The sequence below is a fragment of the Nakamurella lactea DSM 19367 genome (genome assembly GCF_000426645.1).
Taxonomy (GTDB): Bacteria; Actinomycetota; Actinomycetes; order Mycobacteriales; family Nakamurellaceae; genus Nakamurella; species Nakamurella lactea.
This window is the reverse complement of sequence record NZ_AUFT01000007.1, coordinates 255,730-282,281: the sequence shown is the minus strand read 5'-3', so window position 1 is coordinate 282,281 and position 26,552 is coordinate 255,730. Positions and strand designations below refer to the sequence as shown.

Here is a 26,552-nt window from a genome sequence, read left to right as displayed (position 1 = left end):
CGCCGCTGGTGGCCTGACGGATCAAGACGTCTGGTGCGCCCGCGCCGGCCGGAGCTCAGCGGAAGGCAGCCTGCCCGGTGAGCGCCTGGCCGATCACCAGTTGATGCACCTCGGAGGTGCCCTCGTAGGTGAGCACCGACTCCAAGTTGTTGGCGTGCCTCATGATCGGGTACTCGGCGGTGATGCCGGCGGCCCCGAGGATGGTGCGGCACTCCCGCGCGATGGCGATGGCCTCACGAACGTTGTTCAGCTTGCCAAGGCTCACCTGTTCCGGCCGGAGGGTCCCGGCGTCCTTGCGGCGGCCCAGATGAAGGGCCAGCAGCATGCCCTTGCCCAGCTCGAGCGTCATATCGGCGAGCTTGGCCTGGGTCAGTTGATAGCCGGCCAGGGATTTGTCGAAGATCTCGCGATCGGCGGCGTAGCCGATCGCCGTCTGCAGGCAGTCGCGGGCGGCGCCGAGCGCGCCGAAGATGATGCCGAACCGCGCCTCCGTCAGACAGGAGAGCGGGCCGGACAGGCCACGTGCCTCCGGCAGCACCGCTGATTCCGGCAGCCGCACGTTGTCCAGGACCAGCTCGGAGGTGACGGATGCCCGCAGCGACATCTTTCGGGTGATCTCCGGCGCGGTGAACCCTGGGGTGTCGGTCGGGACGACGAAGCCGCGCACCTTGTCGTCGGTCTGCGCCCAGACCACGGCGACGTCGGCGATCGAGCCGTTGGTGATCCACATCTTGCTGCCGTTGAGTACCCAGTCGGAGCCGTCTTTGCGGGCCCGGGTGCGCATGCCGGCCGGGTTGGAGCCGAAGTCGGGTTCGGTGAGGCCGAAGCAGCCGATCGCCTCGCCGGCGGCCATCCGCGGCAGCCACTGTTGCTTCTGCTCCTCGCTGCCGTGCTTCCAGATCGCGAACATCGCCAGCGATCCCTGGACCGATACGAGCGAGCGCAGGCCCGAGTCGCCGGCCTCCAGCTCCATGCAGGCCAGGCCGTAGGCGGTGGCCGTGGTGCCGGCGCAGCCGTAACCCTCCAGGTGCATGCCGAGCAGACCCAGCGAGCCGAGCTCGACGGCCAGCTCGCGGGCCGGGATGCTCGCCGCCTCGTACCAGTCGGCCACGCGCGGGCGGATCCGGTCGCTGACGAACTGCTGCACGGTGTCGCGGATGGCCCGATCGTCCTCGCCGATCAGCTCGTCGGTGGCGAACAGGCCCAGGGGTGACTGCGGCGTGGCTGGCATCTGCCGATTGTCGCATTGCCTCATCGACCCGCCGCAGACCAGTCCGTGGCACCCCCGCGCGGAGCGTCCGCGCGGCATCGCCGCACGTCGGAGGTTGTCCACAGCCGGGACAGCGCGGGTTGCGTCGGCCCGTGGCTTCCGGGAAAGTGGTCCGGATGGTCGGACGAGGGTGGCGGCCGGGACGGGAGGACGGCATGCGAGCAGGCCTGCGCTGGGCCGCGCCGATCGCGGTAGCCGCGCTGCTGGTCAGTGGCTGCACCGGCGACCCCGACGCCGGCCCGACCACCGAGCCGCTGGCCACCATGAGCCCCGGCGGCTCCGCGGTGCCACTCCCGCCGCTGTCCGGTGATCCAGCGGCCTCCGGCTCGAGTGCCGATTCGCCGGCACCCGGCAGCACCAGGACCGTCGCCTCGACCGCCACCTCGGGGCCGGCTTCCCCGTCGACCAGCAGCGGACCGACCACCGGCCCACCGACCAGCACGTCGACGGCACCTACTCGGTCGACGAGCAAGTCCGGGACGGGGACCGGGACCGGGACCGGGAAGTCCACGACCGGCGCCGGCGGTCCGACGATCTCCGCGCAGGAGGCTGCCGATCGCAAGGCCGCCCAGGATGCGTGGCTCGCTTACTGGAAGGTCTATAACCGGCTGCCCGCCACACCCATTGACAAACGTGCGGCCCTGATCGCGACGTCAGCGGTAGACCCCCTGGCGCGGTTGACGCTGGAATCCGCCGCAATCTCGGATCAGAACAACGTGGAGACCTGGGGAACTCTGGGACACAAGTTCACCTGGAAGCCGGAGATCAACGGATCAGACATGGCCATGTTCAACGACTGTCTCGATCAGTCGAAATGGGGAACACGGGATCGAACAACTAAGAAGGTCACCGGCAAAGGTGTCGCTGATCGACTGGTCCGAGTGAGCGTGACGCGCAGCAAAGACGCCATCTGGCGCGTCGAGCGATACGACGCCTTGGGTGATGGAAAATGTTCCTGAGGAACGCACTCGTCGCTGTAGCGGTCGCTGCCGTAATGCTCTCCGAGCCGGTGCCTGAGATCGATATCGACGGGCTAGGTGATGGGAATATCCAGGAGAGTTTGTACGTCTCGGGCACGTCACCCGACAGCACCCCCATACCTAACACCGGCGACAACGGAACGGGGTCAGGCAAATCTGCGCCTCATCGGTCGTTGGCCGACATCATGTCGGTGGGCGATTGTTGGGGACATATCGACTCGTCGAAGCCAGATGCTGGACCAGGCGCCGACGGCGGCACGACACACGGCGTGTGGGTCGTCATGTGGTGTCCAACCGATCTCGACACCAGCGGCAACCTCGTCAACTACACCGCTAGCGAGCCGCAATTCGTTCCAGACGGAGAAGCGCCAATAGCTCCACCGCCACCAGATCCTGCACAGCTGGCCGCGAACGTCACTCAGCGGATGAAACTCCCCACACTCCCGCCGAAGATTGGTCCGTCGGTGGAGAATGCGGTGGTCAACCGTCCGCTGTGGCTCTGGGTTGAGGATCCGGGAGCTCAAACGTCATCCCTGAGTCTGCGGGGCGTGACCGTCACGGTGAACGCACACATCACCAAGGTCACCTGGTCGATGGGCGAGCCGACCGACAACCCGGACACCGGCAGCTCAGCCACCCAGCAGGTGATCTGCGACGGACCGGGCACCACCGCCCCGGCCCAGGACCAGCTCCCGGCCGACCCGCACGACTGGAACCCGGACTGCGGCTACACCTACCACTGGGTGTCGAAGAAGGCCCGCACCAATGGCACAGGTCGGTGGCCCGTCAGCGCCACGGTCGAATGGACCGCCGACTGGACCTCCAACATCGGCGTCGGCGGCAGCATCACCCTCGCCATGGACAGCAACACCTCCGTCGAAGTCGGCGAACTCCGTGCCGTCATGGTCAACGACCCCGACGCGAACCTGCACCCCGGCGGTTGACCCGTGCCGGATCAACGCCAGCCCGAACGGCGGACGAGCGACGCCGACCGGGGATCGGTGACGCCATTGGTCCTCGGGATGATGCTGTGCCTGCTACTGCTCGGCGCCGGGGTGATCGCCGCCGGATCGGCGGTGCTCGCCCGCCGTAACCTGCAGAGCATCTGCGACGGCGCGACCAACTACGCTGCCGGATCGACCACTCCGGAGGAGGCCGCCGGCGGCGACACCGGGCGGGTCGGTCAACTGATGGCCAACTACCTGAACGAACGACCGACCGGCGCGACGGTCGAGGCCGGCGTCACCGCGGACGCGGTCTTCGCACACTGCCAGATCGAGGCACCGATCACCTTCGGCGCATTGTTCCTCAACCCGACGGTGCACCTGGACGTCAACTCCAGCAGCAAGATCGAACGGGCCGTCGGATAGCCACGGCTTCGTCGAAGTGAGCCCAACGGCGCGCACGACGAGGCCGAGCGCCGGGTGCAGGCCGCGCTGTGGGTGGGGTGGCCTGTGTGCCGTCCTACCACTCTGCCCCGGCAGGCGGGGCATAGCGGCAGGACGGCACAGGCCCCTACCCGACCACAGACAATCGTGGCGTTTGTCAACCGGGGTTGACAAACGGTCTCCGTCAACTTAGATTGACACGGTGACCGATACCAAGAACCTGGCAGCCGATGCCGCCGACGCCGATCCGGACGTCGGACTGCGCGCCGTCCGGGCACTCCGAGTGCTGGTCGAACGGCTGGAGGCCCTGCAGGTCGACAACGCCCGCCGCCAGGCCTGGTCGTGGCAGGACATCGCCGAGCGGCTCGGAGTCAGCCGACAAGCCGTGCACAAGAAGCACTCCGCCGGCCGCGGCCTACTGAGACGGGAGAAGTAACACCATGTTCGAACGATTCACCGAAGAGGCCAGGGCAGTCGTGGTGATGGCCCAGGAGAACGCGCGCCAGCTCGGACACTCCTACATCGGCACCGAGCACCTACTGCTCGGGCTGCTGGACCGGCCGCAGACGTTGGCCGCGCGCCTGCTCGCCGAACACGGACTCGACAAGAAGACCGCCGAGCAGACGTTCCTGGGCATGGCCGGCGTTTCCGAGGACGACGAGATCGACGCAGAAGCCTTGGGCGCCATCGGGATCGACCTGGACGCGGTCCGGCGACGGGTCGAGGCGACCTTCGGCCCCGGTGCGTTGGAACCGCGCGGCGACCGGCGGTCGAAGCGGAGGAAGACAGTGACCGGGCACATCCCGTTCACCAGGCGGTCCAAGAAGGCCTTGGAACTCGCGCTGCGCGAAGCACAACGCCTGCACCACAACTACATCGCCGACGGGCATCTGCTGCTCGGCCTGCTTCGGGAGGGCAACGGGATCGCCAGCCAGATCATCGTCGGCGCCGGCATCGACCCGAAGCAACTCCGCGAGGAAATCGACGCCCAACTCCCGCCGGACTTCATCGCCTCGACCGGCTGAGCCGCGCGGGACAACCCCACTACGCCTACCCCTGGCGCGACCGCGTCAGACCAACTCGCGCAGCTGCGGACGCAACCAGTCGAGCATGTTCTCGTCGTCGTGGATCAGCCGGTGGGTGATGAGCAGATGCCCCGGCCCCAGCACCCAGGCGTGCTTCGTCTGCACGGAAATGACGGTGATCCGCAGCTCGAACGGTTTCGCGGCGCGACCGGCGGACCGTTCCACGTCGTTGACCAACTCGGTGAGCCGGGTCCCCGGAGCGAGGATGTCGCGCTTGACCCGCGGGTCGTCACCGAAGGCGGTCGTCCAGACCAGCGCGTTCGGGAAGTGCGCGACGAGCAGCGCCCGCAGCTCCGGGAGGTGACGGAACTGCTTGAACCCCGGGGCGAGATCGCGCAGCGCGGGCGCACCGATGTCCAGGGCGTGATTCCACCAGCGGGTCCACTGCACCGACGCGGCCGCTCGCTCCAACGGGGCGAGCTCGGGGAGGTCCGGGTCGGCCGGCCGGCGCACCCAGGCCGGCCAGGCCGAGGCCGGCGGGTCCAGCGGCGGGATGTCCGGATCCGTGTGCGGCGTCAGCGCGCAGACCTCGCGCAGGTACAGGGCGATCCGCAGTACCTGCGGCTCGTCGATGGAGATCTTCCAGCTCTCCCGTCCGGCGATGTACATCTCTCCATGGTGCCAGCCTTCGGCCGCCTTGGCGAGCCGTTGACCTGCAATTATCCGTTCGACACCGCGCCTGCCACGGTTCGTCTCACGGCGTCGCGAACGACCGCGGTGAGTCCGCCCTCGGCGTCGGCCCGTCGTTGGTGCTCGGCGCCGTTCCCGGTACGCAGCAGCCGGGCGACCTCGTGGTGAGCGCGCTCCCGGTCGCCGGATCTGGTGAGCGCGCCGTCAAGCTGCTCGAGCAACCCGGAGACCGCGTCGGCGGCCGGCACCGGCCGGCGGGTCCGCGGATCCAACAGCTCTTCGGTGAGGCCGTAACGGGCGGCCCGCCAGACGGCGGCCCGCCGGAGTTCGGGCCGCATCGGGAGCGGCTGTTCACCGTCGCGCCACTGCCGCGCGGCGGTGTCTACCAGAGCCCGGCACAGCACGGCGATCGCGACCGCATCGGCCACGTCGGTGCACACGTCTGCCACCCGGATCTCCACCGTCGGGTAACTCGCGGACAGCCGGGCATCGAAGTAGACCATGCCATCGTCGAGTGCGGCGCCGCTCTCGATCAGCTCGGAAACCGCTGTGTCGTAGGTACTCTCGTCGCCGAACGGGGCGGTCGGCAGGGCGCTGGGCCACATCCCCCAGAGCACTGTCCGGAAGCTGGCATACCCGGTGTCCACGCCCTGCCAGAACGGCGAATTCGCCGACAACGCCAGGATCACCGGCAGCCACGGGCCGATCCGGTCGAGTACCCCTACCCCCTCGGCGCGCGATTCGATGCCGACATGCACGTGTTGTCCACAGGTGAGCTGCCGGTCCGCGATCACCCCGAACCGGTCGTGCATCCGCCGATAGCGCTCATCGGGGGTGGCGGTCGGACGGACCCGCAGCGGGCTGGTGGCGAGCGCCGCGATCCGGACACCGGACCGGTCGGCCGCCCGGGCAGCCACCGCACGCAGCTCCCGCAGCTGACCGACCAGCTCGTCGGCGCTGCGACACGGCTCGGACCCGGTCTCGGCCTGTTCCTTCTTGAATTCGTGCTCCACGGTGTCGCCGGGCGCCAGCGCGACAACCTGCTCACCCGCCGGGGTCGGTGCTCCGCTGACCCCACCGACCAGCAGCAGTTCCTCCTCCACCCCGAACGTTCTGGATGTCGTTGGCGGCGGGGGTGTCGTCATTCCCTAGAAGTACCACGGCGCCGGGCCGGCGGCGACGCTCAGCGTGGGCCGCGCCGGTCCCGCGCCTGCCAGCACGAGCGGTGCCAGTGCCGCCGGTCGTCCAGCGCCGCTTCCTCACCGAACAGGTGATCGTCGGACCAGACCACCACGTGTCCGACGCCCGGCTGGATCTGCTGCTCGCAGCCCGGACAGCGATAGACCTTGTCGGATCCGGCCACCGGGCGCACCGACCAACGTGATCCGTCGGCCCTGCCCTCGCTCCGCGCACGGCCGCGCAACACCGACGACACGTCCAGTTCCGGATGTGGGTCGGCGTAGCGACGGTGGGATCGGCGGGCCATGGGGACAATTGTCCCCGGTCCGGCGCGTTCCGGGGCTACCCGCAGCCGCTCGCGCGCCTCCGGAGAGGGCCAGTTATCCACCCAGGCACGTCTCGGCGCCACCGTTGTGGACAGCCCGGAAGCGTCAGACGGTCGTTCTACCCTGGGGACGATGACTCCCCCACTCCCGCCCGAGCAGGCGATCCGCCGGGCCGTCGGCCCGGCCGCCTTCGAACGCGGCCGGCCGTACGCGGCCACCGGACGGGTCAGTGAGCTCCGCATCGCGGACGACCAGATCTTCGGTCGGGTTCGGGGCACCGGCGCCGCCCCCTACCAGGTGGTGGTGAGCTATGGCGACGATCCGGCCCAGCTGCACGGCACCTGCAGCTGCCCGATGGCGGCCAACTGCAAGCATGTCGCCGCGGTGGCGTTGACCGCGCTGGCCGAGCGGAGCCGGCAGACCGCGGTCGCCACCCTGCGCCGCGGCGACCGGAGTCCCGATTGGCAGCAACGGCTGCAGGGTCTGCTGGCGACGGCAGAGTCCACCCTGCCGGGCATCGACCAGCGACCGATCGGGCTGCAGGTGGAAGCCGTTGTGCCCCAACGACACACCCGGCTGTACAGCAACGTTCCGGACGAGCCGACACGGCTCCGACTGCGTCCGGTGACCATCGGCAAGCGCGGCGACTGGGTCCGACAGGGGGTTTCCTGGCCGGATCTGGAGTACGGCGGATATGGCAGCTGGAGCCGTCACCGGGCCCGGGAACCGCTGCTGGCGCTGTATCGCTGGTTGCGCAACCAGTCCAGCGGGTATTACGGCTACGGGCAGGATCCGCTGTATCTGGACGGCGGCGGGCTCGGCGTCTGGCCCCTGCTGGACGACGTGCTCGACGCCGGCGTGCCGCTGATTTTCGGCCGCAGCGGCAGCGGAAGCGTCATCCGGACACCGGTCGGGGTGAGCCTGGACATCACCCACGCCGCCGGAATGCCGGCACGGCTGTCGGCCAGCCTCGACGCCGGGCCGGATCCGAGCGCGCTGCCGATCGGTGATCCACCGGTCGGGCTCTGGGCGGTGAACGGGTCGGGCAAGGAACAACAGCTGGTGCTGTGGCGCTTCGACCGGCGGCTCGACCCGCTCACCACCGGCCTGCTCCAGGGGCGGCCGCTGGAAATCCCGGACGCGGACCTGCCGACCTTCCGGGCGCAATTCCTGCCCAGGCTGCGCCGGGTCACCGACATCGTCTCGTCCGACGACTCGGTCCAGCTCCCGGAGATCACCCGGCCGAGAGTGTTGGTCCAGGCCTGTTATGCCGACGACCATCAGGTACTGCTCGAGTGGTTCTTCCGCTACCGGATCGGGGACAACACGTATCGGGTTGCGGTGCACGGCAACAACTACGACGACTTCGCTGACGACCAACGCGCCGAGGTGGGTCGCCGCACCATCGCGGTCCGGGAGGCTGCCGACAAGATCATGCGGCAGATTGCCGAGCTGCACCTCGCCGCCGCCGGCCGCAACGGCGACGACGTCAGGTCGGAGCTGCCCGGGCCGATGGGCACGCCGTTCGCCGGACAGACCTTCGCCGACGATTCGTACTACGACGATTCCGCTGACGGCAGTGCCGAGTTCGGCGGGCACGAGTTCGGCGGGGACGAGTTGGGCGCGGACGAGTTCGGCGGGGATGAGTTCGGCAGGGAACCCGGCCCGGCCGGGCCGGCCCGCGATCCCGGCGCCGAGCAGGTGGCGCTGGACGCGTTGGAGCTGAGCCGGCCGGAATTGGCGATGCTGGTAGAGCAGATCGGTGGCCGGGTCCGACCCCGTCGTCTGCAACGCTTCTCCGGTATGGCGACGGTGGCCTTCACCCAGCAGACCCTGCCGCTGCTGCGTTCGATGGACCTCGATGTGGAGGTGATCGGCACGGCGCTGGAGTACCGCTCACCGGACTCGGATCCGGTGGTCGAGATCGGCGTCGCCGACTCGACCGACCGGGACTGGTTCAACCTGGCGATCAGCGTCACTGTCGACGGCGTCGACGTGCCGTTCGCGCTGTTGTTCACCGCGCTGGCCACCGGGCGGCCGCTGTTACTCGACAACGGCATCTACTTCGACGTCGACCGGCCGGAATTCCACCAGCTGCGGCACCTGATCGAACAGGCACGCGAGCTGGCCGACCCGGAAACCGGTGAGCTGCGGATCAATCCGTTGCATGCCGGGCTCTGGGAAGAATTGGTCGCACTCGGCGTGGTCAACGAGCAGTCCGAAGCCTGGCGCTCCTCGGTCGACGGATTGCTGGATCTGACGGAGCTGCCGGCACCCCCGCCACCGGCGTCATTCCGCGCGGAGCTGCGGGCCTATCAACTCACCGGCTACCACTGGCTGATGTTCCTCTGGCAGCAACGCCTCGGCGGCATCCTGGCCGACGACATGGGGCTGGGCAAGACAGTGCAGGCGCTGGCGGCGGTGCAGCAGATGGTCGACGGCGGCGAGCGGCGGCCGGTACTGGTGGTGGCGCCGACCAGCGTGGTCGGCAACTGGGCGACGGAGGCCGCCAAGTTCGCGCCCGAGCTGGGGGTGGCGGTGGTCAGCGAGACACTGCGCCGCCGCGGCAAGCCGCTGACCGAGGTCGCCGACGGTGCGGCGATCGTCGTCACCTCCTACGCACTGCTGCGCCTGGAATACGACTCTTACGCGGGGATCGACTGGGCCGCAGCATTTCTGGACGAGGCGCAGGCGGTCAAGAACCACCGGGCCAAGACCTACCAGTGCGCGCGCCGGCTGCCGGCGGACTTCAAGCTGGCCATCACCGGGACTCCGTTGGAGAACAACCTGATGGAGCTGTGGGCGCTGCTGTCGATCGTGGCACCCGGCCTGTTCCCGGATCCGGAGAAATTCACCGAGCACTACCGTCATCCGATCGAACGGGGCACCGACCCGCAGGCACTGGAAGTCCTGCGCCGGCGGATCCGACCGCTGATGCTGCGACGAACCAAGGAGCTGGTCGCCACCGAACTCCCGCCGAAGCAGGAGCAGGTGCTCTCCGTCGAGCTGTACCCGAAGCATCGCAAGATCTACCAGACGCAGCTGGCCAGGGAGCGACAGAAGGTGCTCGGACTGCTGGACGACGTGCAGCGCAACAGGTTCGAGATCCTGCAGGCGCTGACCAAACTGCGACAGCTGGCGCTGTCCGCCTGGCTGGTCGACGAGGAGCACGCCGGCGTTCCGTCGGCGAAGATCGACACCCTGGTCGAGCAGCTCACCGAGCTGGCGTCCGAGGGCCACCGGGCGTTGGTGTTCAGCCAGTTCACCCGGTTCCTCGGGCAGGTCCGCGACCGGCTGACGGCCGAGGGCATCGAGCACGTCTACCTGGACGGGCGGACCAAGAATCGGCAGGCGAAGGTCGCCGAGTTCACCACGGGCACCGCGCCCGTCTTCCTGATCAGCCTGAAGGCCGGCGGTTTCGGCCTCAACCTCACCGAGGCCGACTACTGCTTCGTGCTGGACCCGTGGTGGAACCCGGCCGCCGAGGCGCAGGCCATCGATCGCACGCACCGGATCGGGCAGACCAGGCCGGTAATGGTCTACCGGCTGATCTCCGCCGACACCATCGAGGAGAAGGTGCTCGCGCTGCAGCAGAGCAAGCGCGACCTGTTCGCCAGAGTGATCGAGGACGGCGGCCAGCTCGGCAGCGCGCTGACCGTCGACGACCTCCGCGGCCTACTCAGCTGACCTTCCCGAGCGCACCCGAAGCACCCTGACAGGGCACTTCTGGTGCATTTGGTGCCAGGGAGTTCAGAGCAACTCGGCGAGCATCGCTGCCGCCCTGGCCGCCCCATCGGATTCCACCGGTCGATAGTCGACCTCGGCATCCAGGCAGCAACAGATCGCGGCGGCCAGCGCCGCCGGATCGCTCGCCTCCGGATACTCCAGGCACCGACCGGCCCGGTACTGCTCCAGCCGATGACGGACATGGAAGTTCTGCTCGAAGTGGTGCCGCAGCGGCACGTACAGGAAGGGCCGGCGGGCCGCCGTCAGCTCCATGCAGGTCGTCAGACCACCTTGGACCACAGCGATGTCGCACGCCATCAGGTGCCGATACAGCTCGCCCTGATAGCCGACGATCCTCGCACCGCGTCGACGCGGCAGCGTGCCCGGGTCGATCCGCGGCCCGGCGACCACCAGGAACCGCAGGTCCGGAGCCAGCCGGCGGGCCAACGGAATCGCGTCCAGCACCCGCCGCAGCAGCGGCAGTCCCACGCCGGAGCCGCCGACGGTCACCACGCAGACCCGCTCGTCCTTACGATAGCCAAGGCTGGCCCGCAGTTCCTCCCGACTGCCGAGCGCGGCAGGATCGAAACCCGTGACGTAGCCGGCAAAATCGAAGTTGTCGGCCGCCCAGTCGCGGATCCGCGGGAGTCCGTCACCGAAGTCCAGTTCGACGATGTCGCCTGGGTTGCCGACGAAGATCGAGCGATCCCGAACCGAGCGGAATCGGTCCCGCTGCTCGATCATCTCGGCGTTGTAGTCGGCGGTCAACGCGGCCTCGGCAGCCCCGCCGTCGGGCATGGGCAGCCAGCCGATGAAGTCCGTCATCCAGGCGAACGGCGACCGCTTGAGCTCCGGGTTCTCGTGCAGGAAGTAGTCGACGTCCCAAGCCTCGTCGCCGATCACCAGGTCGTAGTGGTTGTCGGCCACCAGGTCCGCGAAGACCATGAAGTTGTTCACCAGGATCTCGTCCATCCGGCGAATGGCCTGGAAGGCGTGCAGATCATGCTCGCCGGCCTCGTGTTCGATGTGGCCGGACTCGCTGGCCAGGAACGCCGAGGCCGGGTGCACCGTCTCGCCGTTCGAGGCCAGTACCGCCGTCACCGGATGCTGCGCCAGCCACTCGATCTGCAGGTCGGGCCGTGCCGTCCGCAGCTGCTGGGCGATCGCCATGTCGCGCATGGCATGGCCGAGCCCGATCGGTGACGACAGGTACAGCGCCTTCCGCGGCCGGTTCAGCGCCCTGGTCCAGCCGCGAACGCGGACCGGCGGACACAGCCCGTCGACGAAGGCGCGGATCTCCCGATCGAGGAACACCGGGTCGCGGCTCGGGATGCCGTGTCCGCCGCCCTGTACCAGCAGCAGTGAGCCACCGGTGAGTTCGGCCAGCCGTTCGCCGATGGCGTGCGGGCGAACCCGATCGTCGGTGCCGTGCACCACCGTCACCGGGCAACCGACCCTGGCGCAGACCGGCTCCAGCGGGGCGCAGATCGCTCCGTCGCAGCCGATCCGGCCGGCGGTGGTGTCGACCAGGGTCCCCCGCGGTACCTGCCGCGCCCAGCCGAGCGCGTCCTCGGTCTGCTTGGTGGAGTGGCGTTCGCTGAACATCTTTCCGAAGAAGAACTGCAGAAAGCCGTCGTAATCCCCCTCCAGCCAGTTGAACCGGTTGTAGGCGGACCAGCCCTCGGTGGTGTCGTACCGCTGGTCCCAGCGATAGCCGTCGCGGTGCGGCTGGGAGACCGGGAATCCGCAGGACGGGGAGATGGCGAACAGGCCGATCACCCGTTCCGGGTGGTCGGCGGCGACGTGCAGCGACCAGGCGGTGCCGCAGGACAGCGAGACCAGGACTGCCCGACCCACCCCGGCGGCATCCATCACGGCCACCGTATCGGCCGCGTACTCCAGATCCGTGTAGGCGGCGGCGCCGGCCGGCCGACCGGACCGGCCGCTGCCCCGTCCGTCGAACGTCAGCACCGGGAAATGTCGTGCCAGATAGGCGATCTGCCCCTTCCAGATGCCGCTGTGGACGATCGACCAGGTCGGCATCAGCAGCACCGTCGGGCGATCGGAAATCCGATCGCCGTATGCCGCCCAGGCCAGCGAAACCCCGTCCCGCTCGGCGACCCCGGTGGTGTGCGGGATCGCCGCCCCGACGTCACGCGGTCCGGCGAGCGAGCCGGTCCAGGCGGGCTGCTCGTCAACCGGCCCGGTCGACCCCGCCGGCGGCGCACCCGGCCGCACCCTCGGCGCACCTGGCCGGGCCGCCGGCGCACCCGGCCGGGCCGCCGGCGCACCCGGCCAGGCCGCCGGCGCGGCTGCTCGACCGGAACCGAGCAGCCCGCCGATCGTCACTTCCATACCTCGAGCACGTTGTTGAACGGCGTGCCGGCGACCACCCGGAAACCGGTGAAGCCGGCCGTGGTGGTGATGTCGTTGATCCTGGCCGGTCCGGCCTGGGTGCCGATGGCCAGCCCCACGTCCTGCGACAGCGAGGCCGGGGTGCACAGCAGGGTCGAGAAGCCGTAGTAGGCGCGGCCTACCGGATTCAGGTTGTCCTCCACCCGATCACCAGCCGCCGGTTCGACGATCATCCACCGGCCGTCATCGGCCAGCGTGGAGTGGACGTGCCGGGCGGCGCCGATCGGATCCCCCATGTCGTGCAAGGCGTCGAAGGTCGTCACCAGGTCGTATCCGGTGCCGCTGTACGAGCCCGCGTCCGCCACCTCGAACCGCACCCGGTCGGCCACCCCGGCCTCCGCGGCCCGCTCCCGCGCGGTCGCAATGGATCCCGGGTGATAGTCGGACCCGACGAAGGTCGACTGCGGAAAGGCCTTGGCCATCACGATCGTCGATGCGCCGTGCCCACATCCGAGGTCGGCGACCCGCGCGCCGGCAATCAGCTTCGGCACCACCCCGTCCATCGCGGGAAGCCAGGACGACACCAGATTGGCGTTGTAGCCCGGCCGGAAGAAGCGCTCGCACCCGACGAAGACGTCATCGCCGTGCTCATGCCAGCCCACCCCGTCGCCGACAGAGGCCGCGGCCACCACCGCCGGTGAGTCGTGCACCGTGCCGAACGCGATCTGGAAGAACCCGGGCAGATAGGCCGGGCTGTCCGGATCGGTGAGGGCGATGGCATGCTCGGGCGGGAGGGTGTAGGTGCCGTCAGCCGGGTGGTACTCGACGTAGCCGCCGGCGGCCTGGGCGTTGAGCCACTCGCGGGCATAGTGGATGCCGGTTGCGGTGGCATCGGCGAGCAGCGACGGCGTGAGCGGGCCGCGATCGGCCAGCGCCCGGTAGTAACCGAGTTTGTCGCCCATCACCACCAGCGCACAATTGAGGGTCGCGCCCACCTCGTCGACGGCCTTGAAGACGAAGCCCATCAGCTTCTGCTCGTCGATCTCGGTGGGAGCGGCGGTGGGTTGATCGATGGTGGTCATAGCGGATCTCCTTGGCGAGGGAATGCGTGGCTGTTGCGCCGATGCTTCCGCCCGGTGGGGGGCCATCGCATCCGGTCACCCACCTAGTTGTCGCTCTTACACTGGGTCTGTGCTGGTGGGACGAACCGCCGAAACCGGAGCAATCGACGCCCTGGTCGCCGGGGCGCGGGTCGGCAGCAGCGGGATCCTGCTGATCACCGGCGAACCCGGCATCGGAAAGTCCACCCTGATCGAGTACGCCAGGACCCGAATCCACGACATGCGGCTGCTGACCGCCCGCGGTTCGGCAGCCGAGCGCGACCTTCCGTTCGGCGGGCTGTTGCAGGTACTCCGCCCGGCGTTGGCCCTCATCGACCGGATCCCCGCACCGCAAGCCGAGGCCCTCGGGGTCGCGCTCGCGCTGCGCGCCGGTCACCCCGTCGACCGGTTCGCCGTCGGCGCGGCGACGCTGAGTCTGCTGACCCTGCTCGGCGAGGACCGGCCGGTAGCCGTGCTGATCGACGACGGCCACGAACTCGATCAACCGTCGGCCCAGGCCATCGCATTCGCGGCCCGGCGGCTGTTCGCCGACCCGATCCTCGTCGTCGTGGCGGCCCGAGGAGAACCGCTGACCGTGCTCACCACGAGCGGCCTGCCGGAGCTCCGACTGACCGGTATCGACCGGGAGGCGAGCCGGACCCTGGTGGCGGCAACTGCGACGGCCCCGACGTCGGCCGAGACGACCAGGCAGATCCTCGAGCTCAGCCGCGGAAACCCGCTCGCCATCATCGAACTGGCCCGCGAGGGCGCCGTCCTCACGGCCACCCGGCCGGATGCCCCGATGCCGATCCCGGCGGACCTGGCCGCCCGATTCGCCGCCCGGGCGGACTCGCTGAGCCCGGACGCCCGACTCGCGGTACTGCTGGTCGCCACGGCCGGCGGCGATCTACCGTTGGTCGCAAAGGCCTGTGCCACCATGGATGTCGCGATCGGCGCGCTGGCCGAGGCGGAGCGGGCAGCGCTGCTGCGGGTAGGGGCCGAGCGGGTCGAGTTCGTCCACCCGCTGGTCCGCTCCGGGATCTACGCGACGTCCGCTCCCGAGTTGCGCAGGAGTCTGCATGCCGCTGTGGCACAGGCACTTCCAGCCACCGACGACCGGCGGGCGTGGCACCTGTGCGATGCCGCGCTCGGACCGGATCCGGAGGCCGCGGACGCGATCGCCGAGGTCGCCCGGCGTGCGGCCGACCGGGGAGCGCACGCGGTGGCCTCCATCGGGTACGAGCGCGCGGCCGGGCTGACAGCGGACGGGCCGGCCCGAGCCGGCCGGCTGCTCGCCGCCGCGACCGCCGCCTGGTCTGCAGGTGACGCGACCCGCGCCCGGAGCCTGCTGGCCGCCACCCTCGAACTGGAGCCGACGCCACCGACGCGGTGGGCGGCCAACGGACTGCTCGGCACCATTGCGGCCCGCTGCGGTCCGCTGGATCAGGCCAGGCAGACATTACTGTTGGCAGCCGCGGACGCCACCGATGTGGATCGGGCGCTGGTGCTGTTCGCCGACGCCATCTATGGCTGCTTCTACCTGGGCGACTCGGCGACGGCGCTGGCCACCTCCGCCCACGTCGAACAGTTGCTCCGAGACCCTCCTGGCCCGGTCGCGCCACTGGCCGGCACCATCGCCGCGATTGCCACCGGGGTCGCCCAGATTCTGGCCGGGCAGCTCGGGATCGACCGTATCCATGCTGCGGTGGAACAACTCTCGACGTTCCCCGATGCGGAGTCCACGCAGCCGGTGTGGAGCATGATCGGCCCGCTGTTCCTCCGCGAGTCCTCGACCGGACGCCGGCTCGCGCGGCGAGTGGTGGACAGCGGCCGGGCGCGGAGCGACGTCGGAACACTCCCGCATCTGCTCTTCCTGATCGCCAGGGACGGAGCCGCGACCGACCGATGGGCACCTGCCGCCGCCGACTACGCCGAGTCGATCGAGCTGGCCCGCGACTTCGGCCACACCACCGATCTCGGGTTGTCCTTGTCCGGTTTGGCCTGGCTGGAGGCGCGGATGGGACGCGCAGCAGACTGCCGGGCGCACATGCTGGAGGCGATGGAAGTCTGCACGCAGCAACATATCCACCTCGGCCGGGCCTGGGCGCAGTTCGCCGCCGGCGAGCTGGCGACGGCCCTGGGACGACCCGAGCAGGCGGCGACCACCTTCCGGGAGCTCTCGCAGTGGCTCGACGACAACGGGATCCTGGACGTCGACGTCGACCCCGGACCGGAACTGGTGGATGCACTGCTGCGACTGGGCCGAGCCGACGAGGCCGCGCAGGTGGCGCACCGCTACCACCGCAGGGCGGTGGCCAAAGGCCAGCCGTGGGCACTCGCCCGGGCCGAACGGGTGCTCGGCATGGTGGGCCGGCCGACCGCCGACGATCGGCACTTCACCGCGGCGCTGGAGGCGCACGCCGTCACCCTCGATGCGTTCGAGACGGCCCGGACCCAGCTGGCCTACGGCTCCCGGCTGCGCCGGGAGCGACGCCGGGTCGACGCCCGGGTCCAACTGCGGTCGGCGCTGGGCGCCTTCGAGCAGCTAGGCGCGGTGCCGTGGGCCGAGCTGACCCGATCTGAGCTGTTGGCCACCGGCGAGCGGGTCGGACCCCGCGGCGCCGACCCGGCGCAACAACTGACCCCACAGGAAATGCAGATATCCCTGCTGCTGGCCGACGGACGGACCACCAGGGAAGCAGCGGCGGCGCTGTTCCTGAGCCCGAAGACCGTCGAGTACCACCTGCGCCACGTCTACACCAAGCTCGGCATCCGCTCCCGGACCGAGCTGGCCGCGCAGCTGCGCGACGTCGATCGCTGACCTCGCCCTGCGGAGGTAGCGCAAACCTGGCCAGGTAGCGCAACTCTCGCCGGCGTGTCGCCCAACATTCCGCTACCTGCCGGGAGGGTGACCCACCCAGGTAGCGCAAACCTGGCCAGGTAGCGCAACTCTCGTCGGCGTGTCGTCCAACATTCCGCTACCTCCGGGGTGGGTGGGCGAAATCGTCAGCCCGCTCTGGTCGCTCGTTCCGAGGCGATCGCGGTCGCCACGTCCCGTGGGTACCAACGCCGGGCGGCCAGCAGCAGGATTCCGGCCGCGACGGCCAGCACCACCAGCATCACCAGGAACGCCCGGTCCAGACCGATCGCGCCGCCGCCCTGGACCTGATCGGGGTTGTCGCCGGCCGGCGACAACACCCCGGACAACCAGCCGAATACCAGGGGCGCGGAGGACTTGAGCAGCGTCTGCAGGAAATTGCGGACACTCTCGGCCCGACCCCACAGCCTCGAGTGCATGATGTCCAACCGCGCGGCGTCCAGCGGCGGATTGGCGCCGCCGATGCCGGCCGAGCCGAGGAAGAACAGCGGCAACGAGATCGCCAACGACACCGCGAAGAACCCGGGGACGAAGAAGATCACCGCGGCCAGGCAGGACAGCCCACCGGCGATCGGCCGGGCGGCGATCCGGCCCCGGGCGATGAACCGGTCGGAAAGTGGACCGGTGACCAGGGTTCCGGTGATCACGCCGAGCCCGATCACCACCAGCAACGCGGTGGCGATTCCCTGGCCCAGGTCGAAGCGGCCGCGCAGGAACACCACGGCGAAGGTCTGCATGCCGGCCGTGTAGTAGTACGCCAGCGCCGACGCCACGATCAGCAGCACGTTGCTCCGGATGGACAGCACGTAGCGCACCGCCCAGCGTAGTGACTTGTTCGTCGGATCCTCGGTGAGCACCAGCGCGGGATTCGGTTCGACGCCGGCGTCGGTCGTGAGTTGCGCCAGACTCACTGTGCCCGAACGAATTTCACCGACCTCGACGGGCGCCGGCAGCTCGCCCATACCACCGCGGACCGGCTCGGGCAGCAGCCGCAGCAGTAGCACGGCGAGCAGCAGGCTCGGGATCGCCAACAGCCAGAACGACCCCCGCCACGACCACAGTGCGGCGATCTCGCCGGCCACCAGCAGCCCGACCGCGGCACCCGCGAATTCGCCGGCCAGGATCAGCCCGAAGACCCGGCCCCGATCGGCGGGCGGGAACAGGTCACCCGTCAGCGATGCGACAACCGGCGTCGCCGCGCCGATCCCGGCGCCGAGCAACAGCTGTGCCGCCAGCACCATCCCGTAGCTCTGCGCCGACCCTTCGATCACGATCGCTGTCGACCACAGCACCACGCAGCCGGCCAGCAGCCGCACCCGCGGCACCCGGTCGGCCAGCAGCCCGAACGGCAGGGTGGTGGCGGCGCCCATCAGGCTCGCCGCGGTGACCAGCAGACCGATCTGGACGTTGTCGATGCCCAAGGCCTGCTTGAGATCCGGCGCGACCGCGGCGGCGATCGTCTGCACGCCGGCCGCCGACGACAGGGCCGCGGCGAGCAGCACCACGACCCGTAGCCGCCCCGGACCGCCGGCGGTCTCCCGCAGCCGCTGCAGGAGTGTTGCCATCAGGCCACGGTCAGCGCTTCTTGACCTTCGCGACGATCTCGGCGTCGTGGGTGTGGTCGACCTTGGCCTTCTTTTCGGCGCGCTTCTCCTTCAGCGACTTGCCGGATTTCTTCGACAGACTGCTGCGAGGTGATTTGTCGGACATGGTGATCCTCCGCTGTGGAACCGAACCGGTCCCGAACTGTCGACGGTACCCCGCGGGTCGGCGGCCCGAGCGCCGGCGGGCCATGGCGCTACCGTTGGCGAATGGGAAAGGTTCACGAACGGATCGACGGGCGCCTGCGGGAGTTCATCGAACGACAGCGGATGTTCTTCGTCGCGACAGCGCCGAGCGGCAGCGGCGGCCGGGTCAACGTGTCGCCGAAGGGGATCGGCGGCACCTTCGTGGTGATCGACGATCACACGGTCGCCTATCTCGACATCACCGCCAGTGGCGCCGAAACCATTGCACACCTTCGGGACAACGGCCGGATCACCCTGATGTTCTGCGCGTTCGAAGGGCCGCCGAATGTGGTCCGCCTGCACGGCCATGGGCGGTTCGTGACGATCTACGACGACGAGTTCAACGACCTGGCCCCGTTGTTCGCCGAGGTCCCCGGAAGCCGCGCGGTGATCGTGGTCGACGTGCAGCGCATCTCCGACTCGTGCGGCTACGGTGTGCCGCTGATGGAGTACGCCGGCGAACGCGAACTGCTGCCGCAGCACATGGAGCGCAAGGGGCCCGACGGCCGAGCCGACTACCGGCGCACCAAGAACAGCACGAGCATCGACGGCCTGCCCGCCTTTGACTTCGACCCGGTCGTCGGCTGAGCCGGCCTGTTCGGCGGACGTCCCAGCCGCTCCGTCGCGAGCGACCCTCAGCCTGGCGGATCCTGGCGTCGGTGCGGATCGCCAGCCGTCATTCCCGGTCGTAGGCCGCCCGGATCGCGGCGAAGTTCAGCGGCTGCCCGTCGGTGGACAGCACCACCTTCATCGCCCGGTTGATGCCGTCCGGATCCCCATCCTCCAGTAGCGCGCCGAGCAGGTTCGGGGTGATCTGCCACGACAGCCCGTACCTGTCCTTGCACCAACCGCACGGTCCGGGCTTGCCGCCGTCGACCAGCGCGAACCAGATCCGGTCGAGCTCCTGCTGCGTCTCGCACTGCACTTCCAGCGACACCGCCTCGGTGAACGGGAACTGCGGGCCGCCGTTGATCCCGGTCAGTTTCATCCCGAGGATCTCGAAGTCGACCGTCATGGTCGTTCCCTCGACCCCTGGCTGGTCGGGGCCGTACGGCAACGCCCGGCCGACCGTGCCGCCGAACAGCTCCGTGTAGAACCTTGCGGCCTCCTCGGCCTGGCCGTCGAACCACAGGTTGGTGACGATGCTGGGCATGATGGTGCTCCTTCTTCCCGATGACGCCGACCTGGTCGGCAGGCGTCCGCGCCGGTTGAGACCGGCCTCGACTGCTCAACTCATCGGTTGAATTCAGAACTTTCCGGCCGAACCCGCCAGTGCCGGTGCGGGTAATCTTCGTCCGGGATGGGGCGCCGGTGATCGGGCGGCGGTAGCCCATTCACGCCGAAGGGGACGCGTCATGCAGTACTTGGAGAGGGCCTGGCAACAGGATCATCGGGTCACCAGGGCGCGGCTGCTGTCCCTGCTCTACGCATTGGGCGGGGCCTTGTGTCTGTTGGTGGTGCTGGTCCGGCAGAACCCGCAGGCCAGGTACGAGGCGCTCGCCGTCTTCGGCGGTGTCGGGCTGGTGGCCGCCGGGCTGTTGCTGGTGCTGGCCGCCCGGATCCCGACCGCTGTCCTCACCGGGTTGATCAACCTCTACTCATTGCTGATCGCCACCCTCGCGGCCATCGCCGTCACCGCGGTCGGGGTCCTCGGGCTGGCCCCGGCGATGATCGCGACCTGCATGTACCTCGGCTACTTCGCCACCCGCCGCAGCCTCGGCTGGCAGGTGGCACTGAGCGTCGTCAGCTACTGCGTCGGTGCCAGAATCTCCGGCACATCGCCGTTGTTGATGGGCATCATCCCGGCCGTCATCGTCGCGGTCGCGGTGAGCCTGGTGCTCTCCCAGCTGACCCAACGACTCCGCCGCACCGGGTCGACCGACTCGCTGACCGGTGCCCTGAACCGGACCTGGCTGGTGCGGATCGCCGAATACGAGTTGCGCTCCGATGGCAGGCGTCCGTTGAGCATCGTGCTGCTGGACCTCGACCACTTCAAATCGGTGAACGACGAGCACGGTCACCTGGCCGGCGACGCCCTGCTCGCTTCCGTCGCCCGCGCCTGGAGCACGGCGATCGGGGATGACGGCATGCTCGGCAGGTTCGGCGGTGACGAATTCCTCGTCCTGTTGCCGGACACTCCCGGATCAGGACTGACGCCGATCGTCCGGCGGTTGGAGCAGGCACATCCGGCGCATTGGTCCTCTGGCACGACGACGTCCAGACCGGGTGACGACCTGCCGTCTCTGCTGGCCAGGGCCGACGCGAACCTGATCGCCGCCAAACGCGGACGCTCGCTGTTCTGAGTTCGGCCTCAGCCGGCGAGGGCGGCGTCGATCTCGGCGGTCAGCCGGGTCTTGGAACGGGCGCCGGTCACCTGCATCACCGGGATACCCCCGGTGAAGACCATCAGCGTCGGCAGACCGAGAATGCCGTAGCGGCCGGCGATCTCGGGGTCGTCGTCGGCATCGACAGTGACCACCCGCAGGGTGTCGGCGCGGTCGGCGGCGATGGCGGCCAGCACCGGCTCGATCACCCGGCAGGGCGGGCACCAGTCGGCGCCGAACTCGACCAGAACCGGGCGCGGCGAATTCAGCACCTGCGCCTCGAAGTCGGCGGCGGTGACCAGGCTGACGCCGGTTGGCGGGGCATGAGCGGTCATGGTTCTCCTTCGGTGGAAGCGGATGAGGATCCTGGAGACTCGTCGCCAGTGGACCTTTTTCTGCCTCCTGGGTCAGGATCCGGCCGACTGACGACGAGTTCTCAGTAACCAGCGTGTTGATCGACGGCGTCCAGGGCGGCGCTGATCTTGCTCCTGGCGGCCTGCAGCTCGGCGATCGCGGCGTCGAGTTCGGTGAGCTTACGGCGGTAGCCTTCGATCGACCCGCTGCAGACGTCACCGCAGCTGTTACCGGCCCGCAGGCACTCGACGAACGGACGGGTCTCGTCGAGCGAGAACCCGATATCGGCCAGCGAGCGGATCTGCCGGACGACGGCCAGGTCACGTTCGTCGTAGCTGCGGTACCCGCGCTGGTCGCGGACGGCCGTCAGCAGGCCGGACTGCTCGTAGAAACGCAGCGCCCTGGGTGTGGTGCCGGCCTGCTCGGCCAACTCGGAGATCTGCATGGATCCGACGGTAGGCGTTGACGCCGACGTCAGGGCAAATGTTTCGTCGAGTGCACCGGACGAGCCGCTCCAGCGCACGCTCGATGTACTCCGGGGAGCGAGGTTGTCAGCTCACCACAGGGTGCCATCATCAGCCGGAGCGGACGCCGGCTGAGCCGGAGCCGGCGCCGCAGAGGCCCCGGGGATGCCCGGCCCGGGATCGGGAACCACGCCATCCTTGTAGGCCAGCGCCGCGCCGTTGGCCAGTCGGTCGGCCTCCTCGTTGAGCGGGTGCCCGGCGTGGCCCTTGACCCACTCGAACCGGACCCGCCGACCGGCCATGGCCGCGTCCAGCGCCTTCATGATCTCCACGTTGAGCACCGGCTTGCGGTCCTTCTTGACCCAGCCGTTGCGCTTCCACCCCGGGATCCACTTGGTGATCGAGTTGATGGCGTACAGGCTGTCGCAGTAGACCAGCAGGTCGTCTTCCAGGTGAGCGGTCTGCCGAAGCAGGTCGAGCACCGCGGTCAACTCGCCCATGTTGTTGGTGCCGTGTGGCCAGCCGCCGCAGGCCCACCGGTCCTCGTCGATGTACCAGCCCCAGCCGGCCGGTCCGGGGTTTCCGAGGGCAGAGCCGTCCGCGGCTGCAATGATCGTCACCGGTGCGATCCTGCCACCCCGCCCGGACCGGCCAAGCCACCGCGCTTCATGTCAGGCTGGTGTGGTGAGCACACTCGACCGCGGCGCCAACATCCTCCTGAGCTCGTCCGACCTTGAGGTCGCGGTGACCGGCGCCGCGCCCGGATCGGTGGATCTGCTGGTCTTCCAGATCGGGGCTGACGGGAAGGTACGCAGCGACGCCGACATGGTGTTCTTCAATCAGCCGCGCTCACCCGAGGGCGCGGTCGAGCTCACCGGGCCTGGCGGCGTCCGGGTCTGTTTGACCGGGGTGCCGGCTGCGGTGACGACGCTGGTGGTGTCGGTGGCGCTGGACGACAGCGTCGGCGGCTCGCTGTCCGGCATCGCCGGTCTCGCGGCGACGGTGTCGCAGGGCCAGCAGCACTCGGCGCCGGCCACCGGGCTGACCACCGAGCGCGCCGCGATCCTGGTCGAGATCTACCGCCGCGGTGACGGCTGGAAGCTGCGCAACGTCTCCGCCGGCTGGGACGCCGGGCTGGCAGCGCTCGCCCGGGAGTACGGCGTGCAGGTCGAGGAGCCCACACCCGAGCCGCCGGCCGCCGCTCCATCGGTCACACCGCCGGTGCCCACCGCGCCCGCCGCGCCGCCGGTGGCGGCGATTCCCGTCAGCCCCGGGCCCGCCGTGGTGCCGGAACCGGCCGCGCCGACGGCCCCCGCACCGGCGCAAGGTCCCCGATCCGTGCCCGGCGAGGAGAAGCTGTCGCTGGTCAAGCGGCAGCAACTGGACCTGCGCAAGAATGCCGTGCACCAGGTGCTGCTCACCAAGAACGCGACCGGCTTACGGGCCAGGGTGGTGCTGGTGCTGGACAAGACCGGGTCGATGAGCCGCGAGTACAAGAAGGGCGTGGTGCATCGGGTGGTCGAGCGGATGGTGCCGGTGGCCATCCAACTCGACGACGACGGCTCGTTGGAGTGCTATCTGTACGCCGAGAGTTTCTTCAAGCTGCCGGATCTGCAGGTGGCGCAGCTGGACGAATGGATCGCCGAGTACGTGCACCTGTCCGGGAAGCACGGCGGCATCGACTACCGGCGGATCGGTGGGGTCAACGACGAGATCCCGATCCTCACCGAGATCATCGGCTCCCTCACCGTCGGCGACCCGATGCCGACGCTGGTGCTGTTCTTCACCGACGGCGGGTTCCACCGGAAGAAGCCGATCACCGATCTGATCGTGAAAGCCGCTGCCCTGCCTGCCTTCTGGCAGTTCGTCGGGATCGGCAAGGCCGGCGCGTTCGGCATCCTGGAGAAGTTGGACGACATGGAAGGCCGGGTCGTCGACAACGTCGGGTTCTTCCCGGTGAAGGACGTCGACGCACTGGACGACGCCCAGCTCTACCAGCTGCTGCTCAGCGAGTTCCCGGATTGGTTGGCCAAGGCCAGGTCCCAGGGCATCGTCGGCTGACGGGACAACCCCGCTACGCCACCCGGCGGGACAACCCCGCTACGCCACCCGGCGGGACAACCCCGCTACGCCTGCAACCTCGACGGCGTAGCAGGGTTGTCCCGGATCGTCACCGGCGGCGGCGCAGCAACAGGGCGCTGATCCCCGCGGCCACCAGCGTTCCGAACCCGAGCACCCAGCCGGTGATTCCCATCGCGTCCGATGACGCCTGCGGGCCGGCGCCGTCCAGTCGGGACAGGAACAGGGTGCCGATGGTGGCCACTCCTATCACCTGACCGAGTTGCATCACCGTGGTCATCAGGCCGCTCGCCTCGGCCGCGTCGGTCAACTTCACCTCGGCCAGCGCAACGGTGAACAGCGGCGAAAACGCAAGCCCGGTCGCCGATCCCAGCACCAGCAGGTTCAGTTCCAGCCACGGCCCGGTGTGCCCGTCCGCGAGCAGCGGGACCAACGCGGCGTAGGCGAGGGCGGCGATCGTCAGACCGACCGGGATGATCGCGACATGCCACCTGGCCGGCAGTCGCCGCCACAGCAGGCCGACTGCGCCGAACCCGATCGCCATGGGAGAGAACATCAATCCGGTCCGGACAGCCGACAGGCCGAGCCCGGACTGCAGATGCAGCGCCATCGAGAAGAGGTAGCCGGCGTAGACCGCCATCCCGATCATCATCGAGACGGCGGCCGGGGCCAGACCCGGCGACCGCAGCACCCGGGCCGACACCAGCGGCGCACCACCGGCGGCAGCCACCGAACGTTCGATCAGCACGAAGCCCACGAAAGCGATCACGCTGCCGCCCAAGACGATCCAGCTCCAGGTGGGCCAACCGAGCTCGTTACCGAGAACCAGCGGGATCACCAAGGCGGCCACCGTGACGGACAACGCGCCGACGCCCGGCAGATCCATCCGACGCGCGGGGTCGCCGGACTCCGCCGGCAGCCGGCGGGCGGCCAGCCACAGCAACGCAGCGCCGATCGGCACATTCACCAGGAACACCGGCCGCCAGCCCGACCCGAACAGGTTGGCACTCACCAGCACCCCGCCGAGCACCTGGCCGACGACGATGCCGCACGAGTTGACCGCGGCGTACAGACTCAGGGCGCGCGCTCGATGTCCACCGCCGAACAGCCGCTGGATCAGGCTCATCACCTGCGGCGCCATCATTGCGGCGCCGGCGCCCTGCAGCACCCGGAAGACGATCAGGGTCGGGCCGTTCGGTGCCAATCCGCAGGCCAGCGACATCAGCGTGAAGAACGCGGCGCCGAACCGGAACATCCGGCCGTGACCGATCCGATCGCCCAATCGGGCGCCGGTGATCAGCAGTACGGCGTAGCTGATCAGGTAGCCGGAGACGATCAGTTGCAGCTGAGCACCCGTGGTGCGCAGCTCGACGCCGATGGTCGGTGCGGCGACGTTGGCGATCGAGGTGTCGAGGACTCCCATGAACTGGCCGACCAGCAAGGTCGCCAGCACGGCGGTCGATTTGGTTCCGGGCGGATTCGTGCCTGGCGCTGCGGCGCCGGTGGTGCCTGCTGGGGCGATGGTGGTCATGAGTTCGAGCCTGCGTGCGCTCGCGACGAAGTCGGGAGTGCCCGCTGATCCGGGTATTGCCAGCACCACCCACACGATCCCGCGGGGATCCATGCTGGGGAGATGGCCGCCGCCGAAAAGACCCGGACACTGTCGGACCCGGGTGGAACACTGATCGGAATGAGCGTGCACGCAGGCGCGGGTGAGATCAGGCGCACCGAGCTGGCGACCTTTCTGCGCAGCCGACGATCCCGGATCACGCCTGCCGATGCCGGGATCGAACCCGGGCCGCGGCGCAAGACCCCGGGCCTGCGCCGGGAAGAAGTCGCGCTGCTCGCCGGAGTCGGCGTCACCTGGTACACCTGGCTCGAGCAGGGCCGGCCGATCAACGCCAGCGTGCAGGTACTGGATTCGGTGGCCAGGGTGCTGCAGATGGGTCCGGCCGAGCGCTGGCACCTGTACCGGTTGGCCGACGTCCCCGGGGTGCCGGCCGGGCGAGCAGCCCAATCGTTGCCGGACGATCTACCCAGGGTGCTCGATGCGCTCGATCCGTTCGCCGCCTGCGTATACGACGGCAAGTTCGACATGCTGGCCTGCAACAGCACCTATGCGCTGCTGTTCCCCGGGCTGGCCAAGGCCACCGGCATCGAACGCAACGCACTGTGGCAACTGTTCGCCGCGATGGGCGGCAACACGCCGCTGCGCGAACCGCTGCTGCTGCCGCACATGGTCGCGATCGCCCGCGGCAACTACGCCCGCCACCTCGGCGACCCGGACTGGGAGGAGTTCATCAGCCGGCTGTCGGCGGTCAGCACTGAGTTCGCCGACCTCTGGGCCGGCCACCAGGTCGCCGAGCCCGCCCCGCTGAAGAAGCGGTTCAACTGCCCGCCGGTCGGCATCCTGGACATGACCACCGCCAGTTTCGCGGTCGACGGCTCCCCCGAGTACCGGATGATCAGCTATCTGCCGGCCACCGACGCCGACGCGGCGAAGATCGCCCGACTCAAGGAGATCGGCGGCGTGCAGTACCCCGCCGAGTCGGAACCCCAGGGCTGACGCGCGCTCTTGCAATGTTTCCCGCCGCCCGCGGCATTCAATGAGTGACATGGCGAAAGCG

At 69.3% G+C, this 26,552-nt stretch carries 24 protein-coding genes; 11 read left to right on the top strand and 13 right to left on the bottom strand.

Annotated elements, in window-relative coordinates:
- Positions 1-55 precede the first annotated feature (55 nt).
- Positions 56-1,231, bottom strand: a complete 1,176-nt coding sequence (locus K340_RS0109205; protein WP_051265573.1) for an acyl-CoA dehydrogenase family protein — start codon at positions 1,229-1,231, stop codon at positions 56-58.
- Positions 1,232-1,425: 194 nt separating this feature from the next.
- On the opposite strand from K340_RS0109205, the gene K340_RS0109200 reads away from it, so the two are divergent.
- From K340_RS0109200 to K340_RS0109180, 5 genes are all read left to right on the top strand, one after another.
- The gene (locus K340_RS0109200; protein WP_029136513.1) at positions 1,426-2,229 is read left to right on the top strand and encodes a hypothetical protein; all 804 of its coding nucleotides are present in this window, start codon (positions 1,426-1,428) and stop codon (positions 2,227-2,229) included.
- 569 nt (positions 2,230-2,798) lie between these two features.
- A complete protein-coding gene (locus K340_RS0109195) occupies positions 2,799-3,194 on the top strand; it encodes a hypothetical protein (protein WP_037363585.1) in 396 nt (131 codons plus the stop codon).
- 57 nt (positions 3,195-3,251) lie between these two features.
- A complete protein-coding gene (locus K340_RS0109190) occupies positions 3,252-3,620 on the top strand; it encodes a pilus assembly protein TadG-related protein (RefSeq protein ID WP_154674152.1) in 369 nt (122 codons plus the stop codon).
- Positions 3,621-3,840: 220 nt separating this feature from the next.
- The gene (locus K340_RS0109185) at positions 3,841-4,074 is read left to right on the top strand and encodes an HTH domain-containing protein (RefSeq protein WP_029136510.1); all 234 of its coding nucleotides are present in this window, start codon (positions 3,841-3,843) and stop codon (positions 4,072-4,074) included.
- A 4-nt stretch (positions 4,075-4,078) separates the two neighbouring features.
- Positions 4,079-4,663 carry a Clp protease N-terminal domain-containing protein gene (locus K340_RS0109180; protein ID WP_029136509.1) on the top strand — a complete coding sequence of 195 codons (585 nt, stop codon included), beginning with the start codon at positions 4,079-4,081 and terminating at the stop codon, positions 4,661-4,663.
- 45 nt (positions 4,664-4,708) lie between these two features.
- Here the strand turns inward: K340_RS0109180 and K340_RS0109175 are convergent, their stop codons facing one another.
- The 3 genes from K340_RS0109175 to K340_RS0109165 are packed head-to-tail and all read right to left on the bottom strand — an operon-like array spanning position 4,709 to position 6,839.
- Complete coding sequence (locus K340_RS0109175) at positions 4,709-5,332, bottom strand: hypothetical protein (RefSeq protein ID WP_029136508.1); 624 nt, start codon at positions 5,330-5,332, stop codon at positions 4,709-4,711.
- A gap of 50 nt (positions 5,333-5,382) precedes the next feature.
- Positions 5,383-6,498: a carboxylate-amine ligase gene (locus K340_RS0109170; protein WP_037363582.1), complete on the bottom strand. Its 1,116-nt coding sequence runs from the start codon at positions 6,496-6,498 to the stop codon at positions 5,383-5,385.
- Between the two features lie 38 nt (positions 6,499-6,536).
- Positions 6,537-6,839, bottom strand: coding sequence for a hypothetical protein (locus K340_RS0109165; protein ID WP_029136506.1), 303 nt, complete (start codon positions 6,837-6,839; stop codon positions 6,537-6,539).
- A gap of 151 nt (positions 6,840-6,990) precedes the next feature.
- Here K340_RS0109165 and K340_RS34065 point away from each other — a divergent pair, with 151 nt between their 5' ends.
- The gene (locus tag K340_RS34065) at positions 6,991-10,545 is read left to right on the top strand and encodes a DEAD/DEAH box helicase (RefSeq protein WP_051265571.1); all 3,555 of its coding nucleotides are present in this window, start codon (positions 6,991-6,993) and stop codon (positions 10,543-10,545) included.
- A 63-nt stretch (positions 10,546-10,608) separates the two neighbouring features.
- Here the strand turns inward: K340_RS34065 and K340_RS0109155 are convergent, their stop codons facing one another.
- Both K340_RS0109155 and K340_RS0109150 read right to left on the bottom strand, forming a co-directional pair.
- On the bottom strand, positions 10,609-12,933 hold the full coding sequence (locus tag K340_RS0109155; RefSeq protein ID WP_211229348.1) for an alpha/beta fold hydrolase: 2,325 nt from the start codon (positions 12,931-12,933) through the stop codon (positions 10,609-10,611).
- Positions 12,930-14,021, bottom strand: a complete 1,092-nt coding sequence (locus K340_RS0109150) for a class I SAM-dependent methyltransferase (protein WP_029136504.1) — start codon at positions 14,019-14,021, stop codon at positions 12,930-12,932. Before K340_RS0109150 ends, K340_RS0109155 begins: the two co-directional genes overlap by 4 nt.
- Positions 14,022-14,130: 109 nt before the next feature.
- Between K340_RS0109150 and K340_RS0109145 the strand changes: the two genes are divergently transcribed.
- Positions 14,131-16,860: an AAA family ATPase gene (locus tag K340_RS0109145; protein WP_029136503.1), complete on the top strand. Its 2,730-nt coding sequence runs from the start codon at positions 14,131-14,133 to the stop codon at positions 16,858-16,860.
- A gap of 185 nt (positions 16,861-17,045) precedes the next feature.
- Here K340_RS0109145 and K340_RS28610 read toward each other — a convergent pair whose 3' ends face one another.
- Positions 17,046-18,482, bottom strand: coding sequence for an MFS transporter (locus K340_RS28610; RefSeq protein WP_051265569.1), 1,437 nt, complete (start codon positions 18,480-18,482; stop codon positions 17,046-17,048).
- Positions 18,483-18,492: 10 nt separating this feature from the next.
- Positions 18,493-18,627, bottom strand: a complete 135-nt coding sequence (locus K340_RS37285) for a hypothetical protein (protein ID WP_281170706.1) — start codon at positions 18,625-18,627, stop codon at positions 18,493-18,495.
- 101 nt (positions 18,628-18,728) lie between these two features.
- On the opposite strand from K340_RS37285, the gene K340_RS0109130 reads away from it, so the two are divergent.
- Positions 18,729-19,292: a pyridoxamine 5'-phosphate oxidase family protein gene (locus tag K340_RS0109130; protein ID WP_029136502.1), complete on the top strand. Its 564-nt coding sequence runs from the start codon at positions 18,729-18,731 to the stop codon at positions 19,290-19,292.
- Between the two features lie 88 nt (positions 19,293-19,380).
- Here K340_RS0109130 and K340_RS0109125 read toward each other — a convergent pair whose 3' ends face one another.
- The gene (locus K340_RS0109125) at positions 19,381-19,857 is read right to left on the bottom strand and encodes a VOC family protein (RefSeq protein WP_029136501.1); all 477 of its coding nucleotides are present in this window, start codon (positions 19,855-19,857) and stop codon (positions 19,381-19,383) included.
- A gap of 202 nt (positions 19,858-20,059) precedes the next feature.
- Here K340_RS0109125 and K340_RS34060 point away from each other — a divergent pair, with 202 nt between their 5' ends.
- Positions 20,060-21,007: a GGDEF domain-containing protein gene (locus K340_RS34060; RefSeq protein ID WP_051265567.1), complete on the top strand. Its 948-nt coding sequence runs from the start codon at positions 20,060-20,062 to the stop codon at positions 21,005-21,007.
- Positions 21,008-21,015: 8 nt separating this feature from the next.
- Here K340_RS34060 and K340_RS0109115 read toward each other — a convergent pair whose 3' ends face one another.
- The 3 genes from K340_RS0109115 to K340_RS36975 form a co-directional block, all read right to left on the bottom strand.
- Positions 21,016-21,363, bottom strand: coding sequence for a thioredoxin family protein (locus K340_RS0109115; protein WP_029136500.1), 348 nt, complete (start codon positions 21,361-21,363; stop codon positions 21,016-21,018).
- A gap of 101 nt (positions 21,364-21,464) precedes the next feature.
- Entirely contained in the window at positions 21,465-21,827 is a 363-nt protein-coding gene (locus K340_RS28600; protein ID WP_037363579.1) for a MerR family transcriptional regulator, read from the bottom strand.
- A gap of 111 nt (positions 21,828-21,938) precedes the next feature.
- Positions 21,939-22,466 carry a ribonuclease H family protein gene (locus tag K340_RS36975; RefSeq protein ID WP_029136499.1) on the bottom strand — a complete coding sequence of 176 codons (528 nt, stop codon included), beginning with the start codon at positions 22,464-22,466 and terminating at the stop codon, positions 21,939-21,941.
- Positions 22,467-22,530: 64 nt separating this feature from the next.
- Between K340_RS36975 and K340_RS37280 the strand changes: the two genes are divergently transcribed.
- Entirely contained in the window at positions 22,531-23,907 is a 1,377-nt protein-coding gene (locus K340_RS37280; RefSeq protein WP_029136498.1) for a vWA domain-containing protein, read from the top strand.
- A gap of 109 nt (positions 23,908-24,016) precedes the next feature.
- On the opposite strand, the gene K340_RS0109090 is transcribed toward K340_RS37280, so the two are convergent.
- Positions 24,017-25,456 carry an MFS transporter gene (locus K340_RS0109090; RefSeq protein WP_084614200.1) on the bottom strand — a complete coding sequence of 480 codons (1,440 nt, stop codon included), beginning with the start codon at positions 25,454-25,456 and terminating at the stop codon, positions 24,017-24,019.
- Between the two features lie 159 nt (positions 25,457-25,615).
- Here K340_RS0109090 and K340_RS28595 point away from each other — a divergent pair, with 159 nt between their 5' ends.
- A complete protein-coding gene (locus K340_RS28595; protein ID WP_051265700.1) occupies positions 25,616-26,491 on the top strand; it encodes a helix-turn-helix transcriptional regulator in 876 nt (291 codons plus the stop codon).
- The last annotated feature ends 61 nt before the right edge of the window (positions 26,492-26,552 follow it).

Coding starts and splice junctions, on each gene's coding strand:
- K340_RS0109205 (WP_051265573.1), bottom strand. CDS start 1,231: ATGCCAGCCACGCCGCAGTCACCCCTGGGCCTGTTCGCCACCGACGAG.
- K340_RS0109200 (WP_029136513.1), top strand. CDS start 1,426: ATGCGAGCAGGCCTGCGCTGGGCCGCGCCGATCGCGGTAGCCGCGCTG.
- K340_RS0109180 (WP_029136509.1), top strand. CDS start 4,079: ATGTTCGAACGATTCACCGAAGAGGCCAGGGCAGTCGTGGTGATGGCC.
- K340_RS0109175 (WP_029136508.1), bottom strand. CDS start 5,332: ATGTACATCGCCGGACGGGAGAGCTGGAAGATCTCCATCGACGAGCCG.
- K340_RS0109170 (WP_037363582.1), bottom strand. CDS start 6,498: ATGACGACACCCCCGCCGCCAACGACATCCAGAACGTTCGGGGTGGAG.
- K340_RS0109165 (WP_029136506.1), bottom strand. CDS start 6,839: ATGGCCCGCCGATCCCACCGTCGCTACGCCGACCCACATCCGGAACTG.
- K340_RS34065 (WP_051265571.1), top strand. CDS start 6,991: ATGACTCCCCCACTCCCGCCCGAGCAGGCGATCCGCCGGGCCGTCGGC.
- K340_RS0109150 (WP_029136504.1), bottom strand. CDS start 14,021: ATGACCACCATCGATCAACCCACCGCCGCTCCCACCGAGATCGACGAG.
- K340_RS28610 (WP_051265569.1), bottom strand. CDS start 18,482: ATGGCAACACTCCTGCAGCGGCTGCGGGAGACCGCCGGCGGTCCGGGG.
- K340_RS37285 (WP_281170706.1), bottom strand. CDS start 18,627: ATGTCCGACAAATCACCTCGCAGCAGTCTGTCGAAGAAATCCGGCAAG.
- K340_RS0109130 (WP_029136502.1), top strand. CDS start 18,729: ATGGGAAAGGTTCACGAACGGATCGACGGGCGCCTGCGGGAGTTCATC.
- K340_RS0109125 (WP_029136501.1), bottom strand. CDS start 19,857: ATGCCCAGCATCGTCACCAACCTGTGGTTCGACGGCCAGGCCGAGGAG.
- K340_RS34060 (WP_051265567.1), top strand. CDS start 20,060: ATGCAGTACTTGGAGAGGGCCTGGCAACAGGATCATCGGGTCACCAGG.
- K340_RS0109115 (WP_029136500.1), bottom strand. CDS start 21,363: ATGACCGCTCATGCCCCGCCAACCGGCGTCAGCCTGGTCACCGCCGCC.
- K340_RS28600 (WP_037363579.1), bottom strand. CDS start 21,827: ATGCAGATCTCCGAGTTGGCCGAGCAGGCCGGCACCACACCCAGGGCG.
- K340_RS0109090 (WP_084614200.1), bottom strand. CDS start 25,456: ATGACCACCATCGCCCCAGCAGGCACCACCGGCGCCGCAGCGCCAGGC.
- K340_RS28595 (WP_051265700.1), top strand. CDS start 25,616: ATGAGCGTGCACGCAGGCGCGGGTGAGATCAGGCGCACCGAGCTGGCG.